This window comes from Pseudomonas jessenii (genome assembly GCF_002236115.1).
In the GTDB taxonomy this organism is placed as follows: Bacteria; Pseudomonadota; Gammaproteobacteria; order Pseudomonadales; family Pseudomonadaceae; genus Aquipseudomonas; species Aquipseudomonas jessenii.
Map to the genome: position 1 here is coordinate 979312 of NZ_NIWT01000001.1, position 17557 is coordinate 996868.

General features: G+C 62.4%; 16 protein-coding genes. 6 read left to right on the forward strand and 10 right to left on the reverse strand.

Translation table 11 applies throughout. From position 1 onward, the window contains the following. Positions 1-120: 120 nt before the first annotated feature. The 8 genes from pqqB to pedF all read right to left on the reverse strand — a co-directional run bounded on the left by pqqB (position 121) and on the right by pedF (position 8299). The gene (gene pqqB, locus PSJE_RS04380; protein ID WP_090454971.1) at positions 121-1035 is read right to left on the reverse strand and encodes a pyrroloquinoline quinone biosynthesis protein PqqB; all 915 of its coding nucleotides are present in this window, start codon (positions 1033-1035) and stop codon (positions 121-123) included. Between the two features lie 55 nt (positions 1036-1090). Then, the gene (gene pqqA, locus PSJE_RS04385) at positions 1091-1162 is read right to left on the reverse strand and encodes a pyrroloquinoline quinone precursor peptide PqqA (RefSeq protein ID WP_003253598.1); all 72 of its coding nucleotides are present in this window, start codon (positions 1160-1162) and stop codon (positions 1091-1093) included. Between the two features lie 256 nt (positions 1163-1418). After that, the gene (exaC, locus tag PSJE_RS04390; RefSeq protein WP_090454970.1) at positions 1419-2939 is read right to left on the reverse strand and encodes an acetaldehyde dehydrogenase ExaC; all 1521 of its coding nucleotides are present in this window, start codon (positions 2937-2939) and stop codon (positions 1419-1421) included. A gap of 239 nt (positions 2940-3178) precedes the next feature. Then, the gene (locus tag PSJE_RS04395) at positions 3179-4954 is read right to left on the reverse strand and encodes a PQQ-dependent methanol/ethanol family dehydrogenase (protein WP_057715194.1); all 1776 of its coding nucleotides are present in this window, start codon (positions 4952-4954) and stop codon (positions 3179-3181) included. A 277-nt stretch (positions 4955-5231) separates the two neighbouring features. After that, the gene (locus PSJE_RS04400) at positions 5232-6170 is read right to left on the reverse strand and encodes a quinoprotein relay system zinc metallohydrolase 1 (protein WP_090454969.1); all 939 of its coding nucleotides are present in this window, start codon (positions 6168-6170) and stop codon (positions 5232-5234) included. Between the two features lie 16 nt (positions 6171-6186). After that, on the reverse strand, positions 6187-6948 hold the full coding sequence (locus tag PSJE_RS04405) for a quinoprotein dehydrogenase-associated SoxYZ-like carrier (protein ID WP_090454968.1): 762 nt from the start codon (positions 6946-6948) through the stop codon (positions 6187-6189). Positions 6949-6958: 10 nt separating this feature from the next. Further along, positions 6959-7834, reverse strand: coding sequence for a substrate-binding periplasmic protein (locus PSJE_RS04410; protein WP_090454967.1), 876 nt, complete (start codon positions 7832-7834; stop codon positions 6959-6961). 3 nt (positions 7835-7837) lie between these two features. Further along, on the reverse strand, positions 7838-8299 hold the full coding sequence (pedF, locus tag PSJE_RS04415) for a cytochrome c-550 PedF (RefSeq protein ID WP_057715198.1): 462 nt from the start codon (positions 8297-8299) through the stop codon (positions 7838-7840). 210 nt (positions 8300-8509) lie between these two features. Here pedF and PSJE_RS04420 point away from each other — a divergent pair, with 210 nt between their 5' ends. From PSJE_RS04420 to PSJE_RS04445, 6 genes are all read left to right on the forward strand, one after another. Beyond that, on the forward strand, positions 8510-9694 hold the full coding sequence (locus PSJE_RS04420; RefSeq protein ID WP_090454966.1) for an ABC transporter substrate-binding protein: 1185 nt from the start codon (positions 8510-8512) through the stop codon (positions 9692-9694). A 30-nt stretch (positions 9695-9724) separates the two neighbouring features. Beyond that, entirely contained in the window at positions 9725-10684 is a 960-nt protein-coding gene (locus PSJE_RS04425; protein ID WP_090454965.1) for a YVTN family beta-propeller repeat protein, read from the forward strand. Beyond that, positions 10681-11412, forward strand: a complete 732-nt coding sequence (locus PSJE_RS04430) for an ABC transporter ATP-binding protein (RefSeq protein ID WP_090454964.1) — start codon at positions 10681-10683, stop codon at positions 11410-11412. Before PSJE_RS04425 ends, PSJE_RS04430 begins: the two co-directional genes overlap by 4 nt. Next, on the forward strand, positions 11409-12200 hold the full coding sequence (locus PSJE_RS04435) for an ABC transporter permease (RefSeq protein ID WP_090454963.1): 792 nt from the start codon (positions 11409-11411) through the stop codon (positions 12198-12200). Before PSJE_RS04430 ends, PSJE_RS04435 begins: the two co-directional genes overlap by 4 nt. Before the next feature lie 226 nt (positions 12201-12426). After that, entirely contained in the window at positions 12427-12984 is a 558-nt protein-coding gene (locus tag PSJE_RS04440; protein ID WP_057715203.1) for a PQQ-dependent catabolism-associated CXXCW motif protein, read from the forward strand. A 56-nt stretch (positions 12985-13040) separates the two neighbouring features. After that, a complete protein-coding gene (locus tag PSJE_RS04445) occupies positions 13041-13706 on the forward strand; it encodes a response regulator transcription factor (protein ID WP_057715204.1) in 666 nt (221 codons plus the stop codon). A gap of 108 nt (positions 13707-13814) precedes the next feature. On the opposite strand, the gene nahK is transcribed toward PSJE_RS04445, so the two are convergent. Both nahK and nosP read right to left on the reverse strand, forming a co-directional pair. Next, positions 13815-16409, reverse strand: a complete 2595-nt coding sequence (gene nahK / locus PSJE_RS04450) for a hybrid sensor histidine kinase/response regulator NahK/ErcS' (RefSeq protein ID WP_191622219.1) — start codon at positions 16407-16409, stop codon at positions 13815-13817. Continuing rightward, positions 16378-17541, reverse strand: coding sequence for a nitric oxide-sensing protein NosP (gene nosP / locus PSJE_RS04455; protein WP_090454961.1), 1164 nt, complete (start codon positions 17539-17541; stop codon positions 16378-16380). Before nosP ends, nahK begins: the two co-directional genes overlap by 32 nt. Positions 17542-17557: the final 16 nt, after the last annotated feature.

Below are 17557 nucleotides of genomic sequence, written 5' to 3' on the forward strand. Positions count from 1 at the left end.
GTGCCTGCGCTGGCCCTATCGCGAGCAAGCTCGCTCCCACAGGTGTTCGGTGGGAACACAAATTTCATGTACTGCAGAAATCCATTGTGGGAGCGAGCTTGCTCGCGATAGAGCCTTTGGCTACAGCTCAATACTCATGCCGTCATAAGCCACTTCGATCCCCCGCCGCTCCAGCAAAGCCCGCTCGGCCGAGTCTTCATCGAGAATGGGATTGGTGTTGTTGATGTGGATCAGCACCTTGCGCTGGCGATTGAAACCCTCCAGCACTTCAAGCATCCCGCCGGGGCCGCTTTGTGGGAGGTGCCCCATTTCGCTGCCCAGGCTCTGGCCGACTTCGCAGATACGCATCTCGTCGTCGCGCCACAGGGTGCCGTCCAGCAGCAGGCAATCGGCACGCTGCATCCAGCCCAGCACTTCATCGTCGATTCGGCCAAGGCCAGGCGCATAGAACAGCGAGGCACCGCTGCGCAGGTCTTCTATGAACAGGCCAATGGTGTCGCCCGGTTGCGGGTTGCCGCGATTGGGTGAATACGGCGGCGCGTTGCTCACCAGGGGAATCGCGCGAAATTGCAAATGCTCGCAGGCCGGGATGCCGAACGGCTGGCGATCGAGGCCGACCGGTTGCCATTGCAATCCGCCGTTCCAGTGCTCAAGCATGGTGAACAACGGGAAACCGCTGCTCAGGTCCTGATGCACACGCGCGGTGCACCAAACGTCATGCGGACAGCCTTCGCGCAGGCTAAGCAAACCGGTGCAATGATCGATCTGGCTGTCGAGCAGTACGACGCCAGCGATGGCAGTGTCACGCAATCGGCGCGCCGGTTGCAGCGGCGCAAAACTCTCGAGTTGCGCGCGAATGTCCGGTGAAGCATTGCACAGCACCCACTCCACACCGTCGTCACTCAGGGCAATCGACGACTGCGTACGGCGCTGGGCCCGCAGGCTGCCATTGCGCACACCGGCGCACTGGCGGCAGTTGCAGTTCCACTGCGGGAAACCACCGCCAGCGGCGGAACCGAGAACGCGGATGTGCATGGCGGATGCTCCAGAAGGCAGGCCCGGCCAACGCATCGGCTGGCCGGGTGATCAATCAACGGTTGGCGAAATACATCGTCACTTCGAAGCCAATGCGCAGATCGGTAAACGCGGGTTTAGTCCACATGGGTCATTCCTCTTCTTGTGCCCGGGTGATTCCGGTAGAGCCATTAATGCACGGGGCGCCGAGTGCCCGAATGCTACTTTCGAAGGAGTTTTGGGGGTGATTTGGTAGGGGGTGTTGCGCAGTCATTGGCAACACAAAACCCATGTGGGAGCGAGCTTGCTCGCGATGACGGAGCAACAGTCAACCGAGATGTTGAATGTGCCGACCTCATCGCGAGCAAGCTCGCTCCCACAGGTTTTTCAGTGTTCTTGCGAAGTTAGAAGAACCCCAGCGGATTGATGTCGTAGCTCACCAGCAGGTTTTTGGTCTGCTGATAGTGGTCGAGCATCATCTTGTGGTTTTCGCGACCAACGCCGGACTTCTTGTAGCCACCGAACGCCGCGTGCGCCGGGTACAGGTGGTAGCAGTTGGTCCACACCCGCCCGGCCTTGATCGCCCGGCCCATGCGGTAGGCGCGGTTGATGTCGCGGGTCCACAGGCCGGCGCCGAGGCCGAACTCGCTGTCGTTGGCAATCGCCAGCGCTTCGGCTTCGTCCTTGAAGGTGGTGACGCCCACCACCGGGCCGAAGATTTCTTCCTGGAACACGCGCATCTTGTTGTGCCCCTTGAGCAGGGTCGGCTGGATGTAATAGCCGCTGGACAGGTCACCCTCCAGACGTTCGGCCGCGCCACCGGTGAGCAGCTCGGCGCCCTCCTCCTGGGCAATGGTCAGGTACGAGAGGATCTTGTCGTATTGCTGCTCGGACGCCTGGGCGCCGACCATGGTCTCGGTGTCCAGCGGGTTGCCGCGCTTGATCTTGACGATCTTCTTCATCACCTCGGCCATGAACGGCTCGTAGATCGACTCCTGGACCAGCGCCCGGGACGGGCAGGTGCAGACTTCACCCTGGTTGAAGAACGCCAGCACCAGGCCTTCGGCGGCTTTTTCGATGAACGCCGGTTCAGCGTTCATGATGTCTTCGAAGAAGATGTTCGGCGACTTGCCGCCCAGTTCGACGGTACACGGGATGATGTTCTCGGCGGCGCAATGCATGATGTGCGCGCCCACCGGGGTCGAGCCGGTGAAGGCGATCTTGGCGATGCGCTTGCTGGTGGCCAGGGCCTCGCCGGCTTCGCGCCCGAAGCCCTGGACGATGTTCAACACACCCGCCGGCAGCAGGTCGGCGATCAGCTCGGCGAAGACCATGATCGACAGCGGCGTTTGTTCGGCAGGCTTGAGCACGATGCAGTTGCCGGCGGCCAGGGCCGGGGCGAGTTTCCAGGCGGCCATCAGCAGCGGGAAGTTCCACGGAATGATCTGCCCGACCACGCCCAGGGGCTCATGGAAGTGATAGGCCGTGGTCAGCTCATTGATCTCGGCAGCCCCGCCTTCCTGGGCGCGGATGCAGCCAGCGAAGTAACGGAAGTGGTCGGCCGCCAGCGGCACGTCGGCGTTCAGGGTTTCGCGCACGGCCTTGCCGTTGTCCCAGGTTTCGGTGACGGCCAGGACCTCAAGGTTCTGCTCGATGCGGTCGGCGATTTTCAGCAGCACCAGGGAGCGGTCCTGGGCCGAGGTCTTGCCCCAGGCGTCGGCAGCGGCATGGGCGGCGTCCAGGGCCTTGTCGATGTCGGCGGCGCTGGAGCGCGGGAATTCGGCGATCACTTCACCGTTGACCGGCGAGGTGTTGGTGAAGTACTCGCCATTGATCGGGGCAACGAACTCGCCACCGATGAAGTTGCCGTAGCGCGGCTTGAAGGTAATGACGGCGCCTGGGGTTCCGGGTTGTGCGTAGATCATGGTGGGCCTCTGTCTGGGTCGATGCCTGTCGTGCTGACAGGCGATGAGCCGATACTAGAGAGCCCCGCGTGCCAGACGAATGCATCGTTGGCAGGAGGGACTCTCGTTATTTGGTCGTAGGTTTCACACAAAACACTGTGGGAGCGAGCTTGCTCGCGATGAACCCGAGAACGCCGCGGGGTATCAGGCTTCCAGCGTTATCGTTGACGACCATCGCGAGCAGGCTCGCTCCTACAGGTTTAATGCTTGGCGACGAGGTCCTTGGGCAGCTTGAAGGTCCAGAGCATGCCGCCCTGGTTGAAGTCCTTCACCCGCTTGGCCACTTCGCCGCCCCACAGCGGTACCGCGCCGCCCCAGCCGGAGAGCACCGAGACGTACTGTTCGCCGTCCATTTCCCAGGTCACGGGCGAGCCAAGCACGCCGGAGCCGGTCTGGAATTCCCAGACCTTTTCGCCGGTCTTGGCGTTGAAGGCCTGCAGGAAGCCTTCAGGCGTGCCGGTGAACACCAGGTTGCCCTTGGTGGTCAGCACCCCGCCCCACAGCGGCGCGTAGTTCTTGTGGCGCCAGACTTCCTTGCCGGTTTTCGGATCGATGGCCCGCAGCACGCCGATGTAGTCTTCGTTCAACGGCTTGATGGTGAAGCCGGCGCCGAGGAACGCCGCGCCTTTCTTGTAGGCGATGCCTTCGTTCCAGATGTCCATGCCCCATTCGTTGGACGGCACATAGAACAGCCCGGTGTCTTTGTTGTAGGCCATCGGCATCCAGTTTTTCGCGCCGAGGAACGCCGGCGCTACGAAGACCGAGCTGCCCTTGGCTTCGGAACCCGGGGCACCGGGACGGCTGGCTTCGTTGTAGATCGGCCGGCCGTTCTTATCCAGGCCGGTGGCCCAGGTGATCTTGTCCACGAACGGGAAACCACGGATGAATTTGCCGTTGGTGCGGTCCAGCACGTAGAAGAAACCGTTACGGTCGGCAGTGGCCGCCGCCTTGATCTCCTTACCACCTTCGCTGTAGTTGAAGGACACCAGCTCGTTCACGCCGTCGTAGTCCCAACCATCGTGGGGCGTGCTCTGGAAGTGCCACTTGATGGTGCCGTCGTCCGGGTTGAGCGCCAGGCGCGACGAGGAGTAGAGGTTGTCGCCAGGGCGCAGGTGCGAGTTCCACGGCGCCGGGTTGCCGGTACCGAACAACAGCAGGTTGGTTTCGGGGTCGTAGTAACCGCCAAGCCAAGGGGCGGCGCCACCGGTTTTCCACAGATCGCCCGGCCAGGTCTTGCCCGCCTCGCCGCCGGAGATGCCGTTTTCAACCGCTTTGCCGTCCTTGTAGACGTAGCCCATATGGCCTTCGACCGTTGGCCGGGTCCACAGCAGATCACCGTTTTTCGGGTCGTAGGCCTCGATCTTGCCCACCACGCCAAACTCGCCACCGGCCACGCCGGTAATCAGCTTGCCGTTGATCACCAGCGGCGCTGCGCTGATCGAGTAGCCTTCCTTGTGGTCGGCGACTTTCTTGCTCCACACCACCTTGCCGGTGTCCTTGTTCAGCGCCACGAGCTTGGCGTCGAGGGTGCCGAAAATCACCAGGTCGCCATACAGCGCGACGCCACGGTTGATCACGTCGCAGCAAGGGCGGATGTCATCGGGCAGGCGCGCATCGTATTGCCAGAGTTTCTTGCCGGTGCGCGCATCCACGGCGAATACCCGGGAGTAGGAACCGGTCATATACATCACGCCGTCCTTGACCATCGGCTGCGCTTGCTGGCCACGCTGTTTTTCTCCGCCGAAGGAAAACGCCCACGCCGGGCGCAGCTCCTTGACGTTGTCGACGTTGAGAATATCCAGCGGGCTGTAGCGCTGCCCTTGAACGCCGAGGCCGTTGGTCACGACCTGTTCCGGGTTCTTCGGGTCCTGAAGAATGTCCTGGTCGGAAACCCCGGCCAATGCCTGGCCGGACAACAGCATGGCACTGAGCAGCAGGCTCAGGACGAAGGACTGGCGACGTGCGGGTTGGGTCATGACGGCTTCCTCTGCGGATTTTTGTTATGTCCGGAAAATTTTCCCGGTCTGGTGCAGATTCTTGGGCGCCGCTGCCTTGGCAACAATTGCCCGCAATGAGGAGATTGCTAGTTCCTTGGTACAGGGTCGGAGGAGAGGAGCAGCGAACTTTGTGCCAGACATAGATCCTCTGTGGGAGCGAGCTTGCTCGCGATGGCGTCGTATCAGCCGACATCAATGTTGACTGTCAGGACCTCATCGCGAGCAAGCTCGCTCCCACAGGGGGGGCTGTGTTTGCTCACTTTTGCGCGGCAGAATCCACCCGCGTCATCTGCCCTCGCTCGTAGCGCGGGTACAGATGACTGACGCTGCGGATCAGTTCATAACGACTCAGGTTGATCCCGGCGAAGCGTTCGGGGATGGGGCTGCGGATCATCTCGGCCATATCACTGCCATTGGCCGCGCCGTCGCGCATGAGCTGATCGAGCCAGGTCAGGTAATCGCGCATCTGCTCGAAGGGTTGTGGATCGCTCGACACCGGCCCATGGCCCGGCACGACCTGTGTCCAGGGCAAGCCTCGCAGGGTCGCGATGTCCGCCAGCCACACCGACAGCCCGGGACTGTTGGGCGTTGTCAGCGCCCGCTGATAAAACACCAGGTCCCCGGCAAACAGCACACCAGTTTGCTGGTCGAGAATAGCCAGATCCGCGCCGGTATGCCCACCCAGGCTCAGCAAGCGCAAATCGTGATTCCCAAAACTTTTCACGCCGGGTGTCAGCGTCTGAGTCGCCAGCACCACTTCGGTGCCACGCATCCAGTCGCCGACCATCCGGTACATATTCTCCGCCATGGCATCGCCTTGCTGGTGCAACAGCTCGCTGGTGCCGGCCAAGGCGCCGATTGGCACGTCGGTGAAGGCTTGATTACCCAGCACATGGTCCGGGTGGTGATGGGTCAGCAAGACCTCGATCACCGGCTTGTCGGTGGTGGCGGCAATGGCCTTGCGCATCGCTTCGCCGTAACGCCTGGACGGCCCGGTGTCGATCACCACCACACCGCGCTCAGTGACGATAAACGCGGTGTTGACGATGTTGCCGCCGTTGGCCTTGGCGAAATTATCGGTGCTGCCTTCCAGTAACCAGGTGTCCTGGGCGATCCGCCGGGGCTTGAGCGAGTACTCGAGATCGGCCAGGGCCGGCAGACTGACGCTTAACACCATCAACAGGATCCAGCGCATGCCACGCTCCTTAGGGTCAGGGGATCGACGCATCGAACTCATTGCCGCTGTTGTCCCGTAGCAGCAGGCGCGTTTGCCCTGCCCCTTCGATGTCGAAGGCCAGGTTGGGGTTTTCGCTGACCGCGGGGAACAGCTCCAGCCGGGCCAGCACTTGCTCGTTGCGGTCGCGCAGTTCGGCATGGTTGATGAAGAATTCCGGAATGCCGCTGACCATGCCGTTGTCCATGGGATGGGCCACCTGCATACGCAAACGGCTGAACCCGTCCCGGGGATAACGGCCGCCGAGCACTTCGCCGATGCGCTCCTCCCAGCCCGGTTGAGTCCGCACCACGCTCGGCGCGGTGCAACCGCCACCCGCGGCGTCAATCAGGGTCGAGCCGACATGCCACACGCCGTCGCGGGTCAACACCGCCGCGCGCAAGGGCGTCGCCTGTTCGATGCGTATGCGCAAAGACAGCCACGGCAAAACCGAATTCAGCGGCTGGAAGTCGACGATTTTCGGCAACGGATTCAGCTCTGCCCAGGCGAGGATTTTCACCACCTCACCATTGAACGCCCGGGCATCGATTTCCAGCGGCACCTGCCGGGCATCTTCGGCAAACGGCGGCGCCAGCAGCTTGACCCGCTCATCGAACACGAACGGCGCATTACCCAGAAACCGCTGATGGTAGAAGGCCCACATCACCGATGGCACCGGATCCTTGCCGGGATCGATAGCGCCGGCCTGTGCCGCCAGGCTCAACCAGCAGGCCAACAGACAACTCCCTCGCCATTTCATCGCCTGCTCCTTATTGATACATCTCGGGCACGTCGTAACGCAGGCCGTAATGGCCGTAGATGGTCTTCACCGAACCGTCGCGGATCAGCGCTTCCAACGCCTCTTCCACGGCATAGGCCAGTTGACGATTGCTTTCGTGCACCGCCATGCCGATTTCCCAGAGCTGCTTGCCCATGTTCGGGTAGGCATTTTCTGCCAGCGCCACCTGCGGGTCGGCCGCTTCGTGCACCTGCCAGTCGATTTCGCCGCGCATGGCCATCACCGCGTCGACCTCACCGGCCTTCATCGCGGCAAACGCCTGGGGTACGCCCGAATAGTGATGCGTCTTGCCGGCGAGCATGCCGTTGAACACCGAGGTCAGGTAGAACGACGGCACGCTGTCGACTTCGACACCAATCGGGTGATGCTCGAACACCGCGACGCTGGCGACCTTGTCCAGCCTTCGGCGGTCATAGGCCACCTGCCATTGTTCGTTCTGGTACGGACCGAACATCACCACTTGGCCGTTGACCAGTTCGCCGAACTCGTTGCGCTTCTGCGCGTAGTCACGGTCGTAGGGCACGCGCATCATCAGGTCGGCCAGTTGCTGGCTGTGCAAGGCACTGGCACGCCAGATGTAGTCGCGCAGGTCGTCATCGAGTTTTTCCCCGGCCGGTGCCCAGATCAGCGACAGGCGCACACCGAGTGCCTTGGCCAAGGCCTCGGCGAGTTCAACATCGACACCCTGGGGCTTTCCAGCGCTTTCGAAACTGTAGGGGGCGAAGTCCTTGTAGACCGCCACCTTCAGCTCCCCGGCGGCGATCATTTCGTCGTAGTTGCGAACCTGCGCCTGCGCCGCCTGGCAGCACAGCCACAGAGCGCTGATCAACACCGCGAGCAGGCGCATGGGTCACTCCTCGACGCGCACAGTGTCCAGATAGGTACGCACCGCCCACAGGGCTTCCTGGCTCAGGTAGTCGGCCATCTTCGGCATGTACACCCGACCGTCGCGCACCGCGCCATGGCGCACCCGTTCGGCGAACCATTCATCGCCCGCCTCGCCGACATCGAGCATGCGCAAGTCGGGGGCGATACCGCCGGACTTGGCTTCCAGGCCATGACAGGCCGCGCAGTTCTGGGTATAGGCAGAGGCGCCGATTTCCACTGCCTTGTCGTGTTCCGGGGCGGTGCGATACGGGTTCACCGCGGCCCAGCCATCGGCATCGAGCTGCACCCCGGCGTCCTTGATCGGGGTCAAGCCCTGGGTGGCGACAGCCTGTGGCACCACATTGCCGTGGGCCCAGACGGAACCTGCACTGATCAAACTGGCCAATAGCCCGGTCACGAGCAAGGCGTTGCGTTTTGTTGTCATTGTTATGCCCTCTGGATTGCACGCAAAACCTCTTGGCAGAGGCTATGGCAGCCATCTTAGAAACGGCATCGCGCTCACCCCATGCTGCTTTGGTGGTCGCTACCTAGTCCCTTGGTAGTAAGGCGCTGGATGGACACCACCGGTACTTTCTGCATATTTCCTCAGCTTCACGGGCTACCTATGCTGGCGCTACCTGTAAAGGAGTGCCCTATGCGCCAGCTCATCCCTTACGCCCTGATCTACCTGCTGGCGATTGCCTGCGCCGCCGGCCTGGCCACCCAGAGTCAGGCCGCCGATGCGCCCTTGCAGGTGCGGATCGGCTACCTGGGTTATCGCCCCGACGCCGGCCCGTTGCTGTCGAACGTCATCCCCGAGCCCACCGATGCCGGGCTGCGCGGCGCCGAACTGGCGATCACCGACAGCAACAGCACCGGGCGTTTTCTCAATCACGGCTACAGCCTGGTCAGCGCCAGTGTCGACAGCCCCGAGGCCTTGCTCGAAGCGGCAATGATGCAGCATGAACAGGGCCTGCGCCTGTTTGTGGTGAATGCCCCCGCGACCAGCCTGCGCCAATTGAGTGCGGCACTGCCCGATAGCCTACTGTTCAACGCCGGCAGCCCCGACGACAGCCTGCGCACCAGCGATTGCCTGCCGAACGTGCTGCACACCTTGCCGAGCCGGGCGATGCTCGCCGATGCGCTGGCGCAGTTTCTGGTGTTGCGCAAATGGCAGCGGGCGCTGCTGATTGTCGGCCCGACGGCGGACGATCAAGCCTATGCCGCCGCCCTGCGCCGCGCCGCCAAGCGCTTCGGCTTGCAACTGGTGGCGGAAAAACCCTGGAGCTTTGATAACGACCAACGCCGCAGCGCCCAGGCTGACATGCCGCTGTTCACCCAGACCGCCGAGTACGACGTGGTGCTGGTGGCCGATGAACGCGGCGACTTCGGTGAATACGTGCCCTACCAGACCTGGTACCCGCGCCCGGTCGCCGGCACCCAGGGCCTGACCCCGGTGGGCTGGCACAAGACCGTGGAAACCTACGGCGCCGCGCAGCTGCAAAAACGCTTTGAAGCCCTGACCGGACGCTGGATGAATGACCGCGATTTCGCGGCATGGATGGCCGTGCGCAGTATCGCCAGCGCTGTGAGCAAACTGCGCCAGGCCGAGCCGATGGCGATCCGTACGCTTGAAATCAGCGATCAGTTGCCGCTCGACGGTTTCAAGGGTCGCAAGCTCAGCTACCGGTCGTGGAACGGCCAGTTGCGCCAGCCGATTCCCATTGTCCAGCCCCGGGCGCTGGTCAGCACCTCACCCCAGGACGGCTTTTTGCACCCGTTCAACGAGATGGACAGCCTGGGTTACGACAAGCCCGAGGTCAGCTGCCGCTTTCCCTGATCCGAACATCACAACAATAAGGAATCCGCCATGCGCCGCACCCTGCTCTCTTGCACCTTGCTGCTCGCCGCTGGCAATGCCGTTGCCAGCACTGCCTGGGTCTCCAACGAAAAGGACAACAACCTGAGCCTGATCGACATGCAGACCCTGCAAGTCACCGACACCCTGCCCGTCGGCCAGCGCCCTCGCGGCCTGCTGCTGTCCCATGACAACAAGTTGTTGTACATCTGCGCCAGCGACTCGGACCGGGTCCAAGTGATGGACGTGGCCACGCGCAAGATCATCAAGGAGCTGCCCTCGGGCAAAGACCCTGAACAATTCGCCCTGCACCCCAACAATCGCTGGTTGTACGTCTCCAACGAAGACGATGCGCTGGTCACGGTGATCGACACGGAGACCTCCAAGGTACTCGGCCAGATCAACGTCGGCGTCGAGCCCGAGGGTATGGCCGTCAGCCCCGACGGCAAGTGGGCGGTCAACACCAGCGAAACCACCAACATGCTGCACTGGATCGACACCAGCACCCAGACCCTGGCCGACAGCACCCTGGTGGACCAGCGCCCGCGCTTCGTCGAGTTCTCCCCCGATGGCGCGAAGCTTTGGGCCTCGGCGGAAATCGGCGGCACCGTGACCATTCTCGATGTGGCCAGCCGCACCGTGCTCAAGACCCTTAACTTCCAGATCAAGGGCGTGCACCCGGACAAGGTCCAGCCGGTCGGCATCAAGCTCAGCGCCGATGGCAAGTACGGTTTCGTCGCACTGGGCCCGGCCAATCATGTGGCGGTGATCGATGCCAAGACTTTCGAGATTCTCGATTACCTGCTGGTGGGTCGACGGGTCTGGCAGATGGCGTTCACCCCGGATCAGAAGCAACTGCTGGCCACCAACGGCGTCAGCGGCGATGTCTCGGTGATCGATGTCGACAGCCTCAAGGTCAGCAAATCGGTGAAGGTCGGGCGCTATCCCTGGGGCGTGGTGGTGACGCCATGAACGCCCTTGAAGTCAGCGACCTGAGCTTTGCCTACGGCTCCCGGGAGGCCTTGCGCAAGGTGAGTTTCAGCCTGGAACCCGGGCGTTTCGCCGCGCTGCTGGGGCCCAACGGCGCCGGCAAGTCGACCCTGATTGCCCTGCTTACCCGGCTCTATGATCTGCAGCACGGCGAGATCCGCGTCGGTGGCTGTTCATTGCGCAGCGCGGCACGCCCTGCACTCAGGCAATTGGGCGTGGTGTTCCAACAAAGCACCCTGGACCTGGACCTCAGCGTCGAGCAGAACCTGCGTTATCACGCGACATTGCATGGCCTGTCCCGGCGTCAGACCGACCTTCGGGTCGACGCCGAACTGGCCCGTCAGGCCCTGACCGACCGTCGCCGCGAACGGGTGCGCGAACTCAATGGCGGCCATCGTCGCCGGGTGGAAATTGCCCGCGCCCTGCTGCATGAGCCGCGCCTGCTGCTGCTCGATGAAGCCAGTGCCGGCCTCGACCCGGCGAGTCGCCTGGCGCTCAACCGGCACATCCGCAGCCTGTGTCGCGACGAGCACATCAGCGTGCTCTGGACCACCCACCTGCTCGACGAAGTACAGCCCAGCGATGACTTGCTGATCCTGCATCAAGGCCGGTTGGTGGCCAGTGGGCAGGCCGACACCCTGAGCCTGGAGCACGGCGGCGATCTCGGTTCGGCCTTCACTCGCCTTACGACATCAGGGGTTGTCCAATGAACGCTTACTGGCAATGCTTGCGCGGTATCGTGCTGCGCGAATGGCTGCGCTTTGTGCTGCAACGCACCCGATTTCTGAGCGCCCTGGTGCGGCCGCTGCTGTGGCTGCTGGTGTTCGCCGCCGGCTTTCGCGCGGCGCTGGGGATCGCGATCATCGAGCCCTACGACACCTACATACCGTACGAGGTCTACATCATTCCCGGGCTGGCCTGCATGATCCTGCTGTTCAACGGCATGCAGGGGTCACTGTCGATGGTCTACGACCGCGAGATGGGCAGCATGCGCGTGCTGCTGACCAGCCCCCTGCCCCGAACCTTTCTGCTGTGCAGCAAACTGGTGGCCACGTCGCTGATTTCGTTGTTGCAGGTGTATGCGTTCCTGGCGATTGCCTGGGTCTACGGCGTGCGGCCACCGGCCATGGGCCTGTTGCTGGCGTTGCCGGCCCTGTTGCTGGTGGCGTTGATGCTCAGCGCACTGGGCCTGTTGCTGTCGAACGCGATCCGCCAGCTGGAGAACTTTGCCGGGGTGATGAACTTCGTGATCTTCCCGCTGTTTTTCCTGTCATCGGCGCTGTATCCGCTATGGAAGATGCGCGAGGCCAGCCAGTGGCTGTATTGGCTGTGCGCGGTGAATCCCTTTACCCATGCGGTGGAACTGGTGCGCTTCGCCCTGTATGAACGCTTCAATCCGCTGGCGCTGGCGGTGTGTGCGGGTTTGACGCTGCTGTTCGCGCTGCTCGCCGTGCTGACCTTCAACCCGCAGCATGCGGCCTTGCGCAAAACCAACTGACTACACAGGTCAACTGTGGGAGCGGGCTTGCTCGCGAAGGCTGCGGCAAATTCAATAAATAAGTTGACTGACACAACGCTTTCGCGAGCAAGCCCGCTCCCACAGGGGGGATCTTCATTGAACAGCGTGAAATTACTACTTTAGTACTGGTTTTCCTGTCTATCGTCGCATTCCCAACGCCCCCCGACTGGCATGTAATAGGTCCATAACTATAAGGACCGAACCCATGCCGCGAGCCCGACGTTGCCTGTTGCGCCCTACTCTCGCCGCCCTGTCGCTGGGCCTGCTGCTGAGCACCGCGCAGGCCGACACGGCGCTGTTCTCCACCGACGGCTATCGCATCGGCCTGTACCGCAGCCCGACGCCGGAGCAACTGCAAGGCGCAACCATCATCGACACCCCCGCCCTGCAAACCCTGCTCGGCCAAACCCCGCGCCCGGTGCTGATCGATGTCTACCGCCGTCAGTGGCTGCAAGGGCAGTTCATCGAAGACCAGCCCCATGAAAACCTGCCCGGCAGCCATTGGCTGGCCAATACCGGTGACGGTGACCTGACGCCAGCCTGGCAGGATTACTTTTCCCGCAACCTGAAATCACTGACTGGCGGCGACCCGACGCGACCGCTGGTCTTCTACTGCCGCTCCGACTGCTGGTTGAGCTGGAATGCAGTCAAACGCGCAGCCACCATGGGCTATAAGACTCTGTATTGGTATCGCGATGGCCTGGACGCCTGGCAAGCGGCCAATCTGCCGGTTTCGCCAGCCAGCCCCGAACCCTTTCCCTGAGCTTTACGCGTGCGTGTAGTTGCCACACCATAATCAAAATAATGAGGTGAAAGGCCATGTACAAAATCCTGATTGCCGACGATCACCCGCTGTTTCGCGAAGCCATTCACAACGTCATCAGCGACGGTTTTGCCGGCACCGAAGTGATGGAAACCGCCGACCTGGACAGCGCCCTGGCGCTGACTCAGGAACACGATGACCTGGACCTGATCCTGCTCGACCTGAACATGCCCGGCATGCACGGGCTCAATGGCCTGATCAACCTGCGTAACGAAGCGCCGACCATTCCGGTGGTGATTGTCTCCGCCGAGCAGGACAAACAGATCGTGCTGCAAGCCATCACCTACGGTGCGGTGGGTTTCATCACCAAGTCTTCACCCCGTACCCAGATGACCGATGCCATCCAGCAGATTCTCAATGGCAATGTCTACCTGCCTCCGGACATCATCCGCACCGCCAAAAGCAGCACCCACCGGCGGATGAACGACACCCCGGGCTTCCCGCCTGAACTGCTCCAGGCCCTGACCCGCAAACAACTGCAGGTGCTGGAACGCATGACCAAGGGCGAATCGAACAAGCAGATCGCCTACACCCTGGAAATTGCCGAGACCACGGTCAAGGCCCATGTCTCGGCGATCCTGCGCAAGCTCAACGTGCACAACCGGGTGCAGGCGATCCTGAGTGCCGGGGATATTGATTTCGGGTCTTATCTGCGGCGCTGAGTCAAGAGCGCGTCGCTCTCATCGCGAGCAAGCTCGCTCCCACAGGTACGATGCTGTCCCTGTGGGAGCGAGCTTGCTCGCGATAGCGGTGGCAAAAACGCCGGGATCTCAAGGCCTGCCGAGCAAATGACTCATCGCCGTCTTCAGCTTCATCGGCCGCACCGGCTTGTGCATCAGGGTGTGACCCAGTTCGCGGATCTGCTGCTTGAGTTCATTGCTGTAGTTGGCCGTGATCATCATCGCCGGGACCGGTGACGCGCGCCGGGCATTGATCCGGGCCACGGCGTCGACACCGTTGCGATCGTTGTCCAGGTGGTAATCGGCAATCAGCAGGTCGGCCTCGGCGTGGTAATTGTCCACTTGCCGCGCCAGGTCCTCCTCCGACAGCGCCGTCACCACCCGACACCCCCACCCCTCCAGCAAGGTGCGCATGCCGGCACAGATGGTCGCGTCATTGTCCAGCACCCATATCCGCGCACCGCGCAGGCGCTCAAGCATTGGCTCGCTCATCTGCAACGTCGGCGGCGGTTTCGGCGCGGTGGCGCTCAGCGGTACTTCGACCGAGAACATCGAGCCCCGGCCCGGCCACGAGCGCACATGAATGCGATGCCCGAGGATGCCGGCAATCTTCTCGACAATCGCCAGGCCCAGGCCCAGGCCGCGATCCTGATCGGGTCGCTGCACATCACCGCGCTTGAACTCCTGGAAAATCTCCTCCAGGCGATGCTCGGCAATGCCCATGCCGCTGTCCCAGACTTCGATCGTCAGGCACTGATGATGCCGCCGGCAACCGAGCACCACGCGACCCCTGTAGGTATAGCGGATCGCATTGCTCAGCAGGTTGCGCAGAATCCGGGCGAGCAGCTGGATGTCACTGCGCACCAGCGCCGAACAGCCGATGAAGTGCAGTTGCAGGCCTTCACTGCGCGCCACCTGGGTGTATTCGGCGGCCAGGTTGTCCAGCAGTTCACTGAGGGCGAACGGCGCAATGTCGGCTTTGATCACCCCCGCATCGAGCTTGGAAATATCCACCAGGGTGCCGAGCAGGTTCTCCACGTCTTCCAGGGAATTGCTCACGTTGCGCACCAGAACTTCGCTGGACATCGGCTCGCGCCGCTCCAGCAAGGCACTGGTAAACAGCCGAGCGGCATTCAACGGTTGCAGCAGGTCATGGCTGACGGCGGCGAGGAACTTGGTCTTCGACAGGTTGGCCTGCTCAGCTTCCTGCTTGGCCTCGCGCAAGCGTGACTCGACCAGGCGACGCTCATCGATCTCGCGCAGCAGTTGGTCATTGAGGGTAGTCAATTCCGCCGTGCGCTCGCGTACCCGCAGCTCAAGGTTCTGATAAGCCTGATGCAACGCCTCGGCGGTGCGCCGGCGTTCGGTAATGTCGCGGATCAGCACGAAAATCCCCACCACCTCGCCACTGGCCAGTCGGTTGGGCACATAGGAGCGCAGCATGTAGCGCTCCTGATTGTTGACGTTGGTTTCGGCGAACTCGAACGTCACGCTCTCGCCGGCCAGCGCCCTGGCCACGTAGGACTCCAGCCGCTGGTAATGCTGTTCGCTGTGCACTTCGCGCAGGCTCTGGCCGAGCATCACGCCGCGGGGCCAGCAGTACCATTCTTCGTAGACCTTGTTGGTGAACTCGTAGACCAGGTCGGCATTGAGGTAGGCAATCAATGCAGGTACGTGATCGGTGATCAGGCGAATCCAGTGTTCGCTTTCACTCAGCGCCTCGGCGTGCTGGTAGCGTTCGGTAATGTCGGTGAAGGTGTTGACGAAACCGCCGGCGGGCAATGCATGGGTGCGGATTTCCAGGACCCGGCCATCGTACAGACGCTGCTCGCATTCGCGTACCGGTCGTCCGTTGCCATCGCGACTGGCCGGGGTCAGCAGGTTCAACTCGCTGTCGGCGATTACTTCGGCAAACGGGCGATGGGCCGCCACGGGCGCCAGGCCGCTCAACTCCAGGAAACGCCGGTTCCACAACTCCAGAATGCCCTCGGCGCTGACCATCGCCACCCCTTGGGACAGGTTGTCGACCGCCCGTTGAAGCAGATGCGACTTCTGCGCCACCGCCTGCTCCCGGCGTACGGTTTCGCTGAGTTTGACGTCGGTAATGTCGGTGAACAGAATCACCCGCCCCCCTTCCTGGGTCGGCCGCTCGCTGACTTGCAGCCAGCGCCCGTTCTGCAGGCGGTAAAGCAGGTTTTCGTCGGCATGCCCGCGTGGCTCTTCGGTGAACAGGCCGTTGTTCATCATCAGCCGCTTGACCTCGGTCAGGCGCATGCCGGCATTGATCCGCACCCGGCTGTTGCTCCAGAACGCCTTGAACCGACTGTTGAACAGCACGATGCGCTGCTCGGCGTCGAACAGGACGAAGGCGTCGGAAATGCTTTCGATGGCATCGATCAGGTGTTGATGCGCCGTTTCCGCGCGCAGGCGGGCTTCGCTGAGCAAATGATTACCGGCCTTGAGTTCGGCCATGGCCTGGTTCAGGGCATCGGTGCGTTCGCGCACCTGCTCGGCCAGCACCACCGAATGCTGGAATGCCGCGTACGGATCGTTGCCGCGGGTCACCCCGGACTCGACCCGTTCGATCAGCGCACCATTGATGCGCTGCAGTTTATGGTTTTCCAGGCGCAGCCTGGCCAGCTCGGCCTGCAGCTCAGCGATGTCCTGGGGCGCGGCCACGGGCAATGGCAACGCCGGTGAAGGTCTGGTTGATGTGCATGCCATTGAACTGTTCTCCGTAGGTGTTGAAACCCATCACCCGTTGCTCACGCAAAAACGTGCCGATCTGATCAAGACTGCCGTCGTCTTCGAGTTCCAGACGCCGCAGGAAACAGTCGCAACCGATGGTCAGCAGCAAATCACCCAGGCGCTCCTGCAAACCCTCGAACAGGCTTTGCAGGTTCGGCAGCATCGGCCCCGGAGTCATGGCGGTGAGGACGATGCCGTTTTCCACGGCGCAGTAGAAGCTCAGGCTCAGGTCCGGATGCACCTGCTGGATGGCCCGCACGTAGTACTGCTGATTGATCCGCACTGCCAACGGGTGCGCGGCGAAGACCCGGTGATCGAGTTGCGCCACCGGCACGCCGATGTGCCGGGCGTACTCGGCGGCGGCCGGCTCGGCATTGAGTTCGAAGACCCGGCGCAAAGTGCTGTCGGCCCCGGTGACCACCAGCTTTTCGGCGCGGGGCAGCACGTGGTGGGTGGTGAACACTTCGAAATCCAGCCAGGTATTGACCAGCACCACCACGGCCGCGCCGCTGTGGAACTCGCCATCGAAGTACACATGGGTATGGGTCAGGTAGTTATCGTCGCCGGCCGAGCCGCCGAAATGCGGAATGTCGCCCAATGCCGCGCTCAAGGCCGCCAGGACCATTTCTTCACGGCTGGACAGGCCATCGAGCAAGGTCAGGGCAAAGCTGTTGCCCTTGATCGGGGCCAGGGTGTTGCTGCGACAGCCACTGACCAGGCGCTCGACCATTTGCTGGGCGTCGATCAGGCTGAAGTGCTCCATCTGGTCGATCAGCTCGATCGCGATGGAAAAGTGCCGATGATCGAAACCCACCGCCGTCACGCAATTGCGTCCGTAGCCCAGCGGGGTGATTTCCCCGGCGCTGGTGCAGCCCGCCAGGCGAATGCCGCCGAAGCTTTGCTGCAAGGCCTGGCCCAGCGCCTGCAAGTCGTACTCGGCGGAACAGAAGAACAGCACGAACCCCAGGTGCGGATGCAACAACTGTCGTGCCAGTTCCTGCGCGACCTGCCGGGCATCGGTGGCCTGGGACATCGCACTGACGATTCCTTCGTTCTGGACCGACTGCATCGTCACCTCCGGCAGG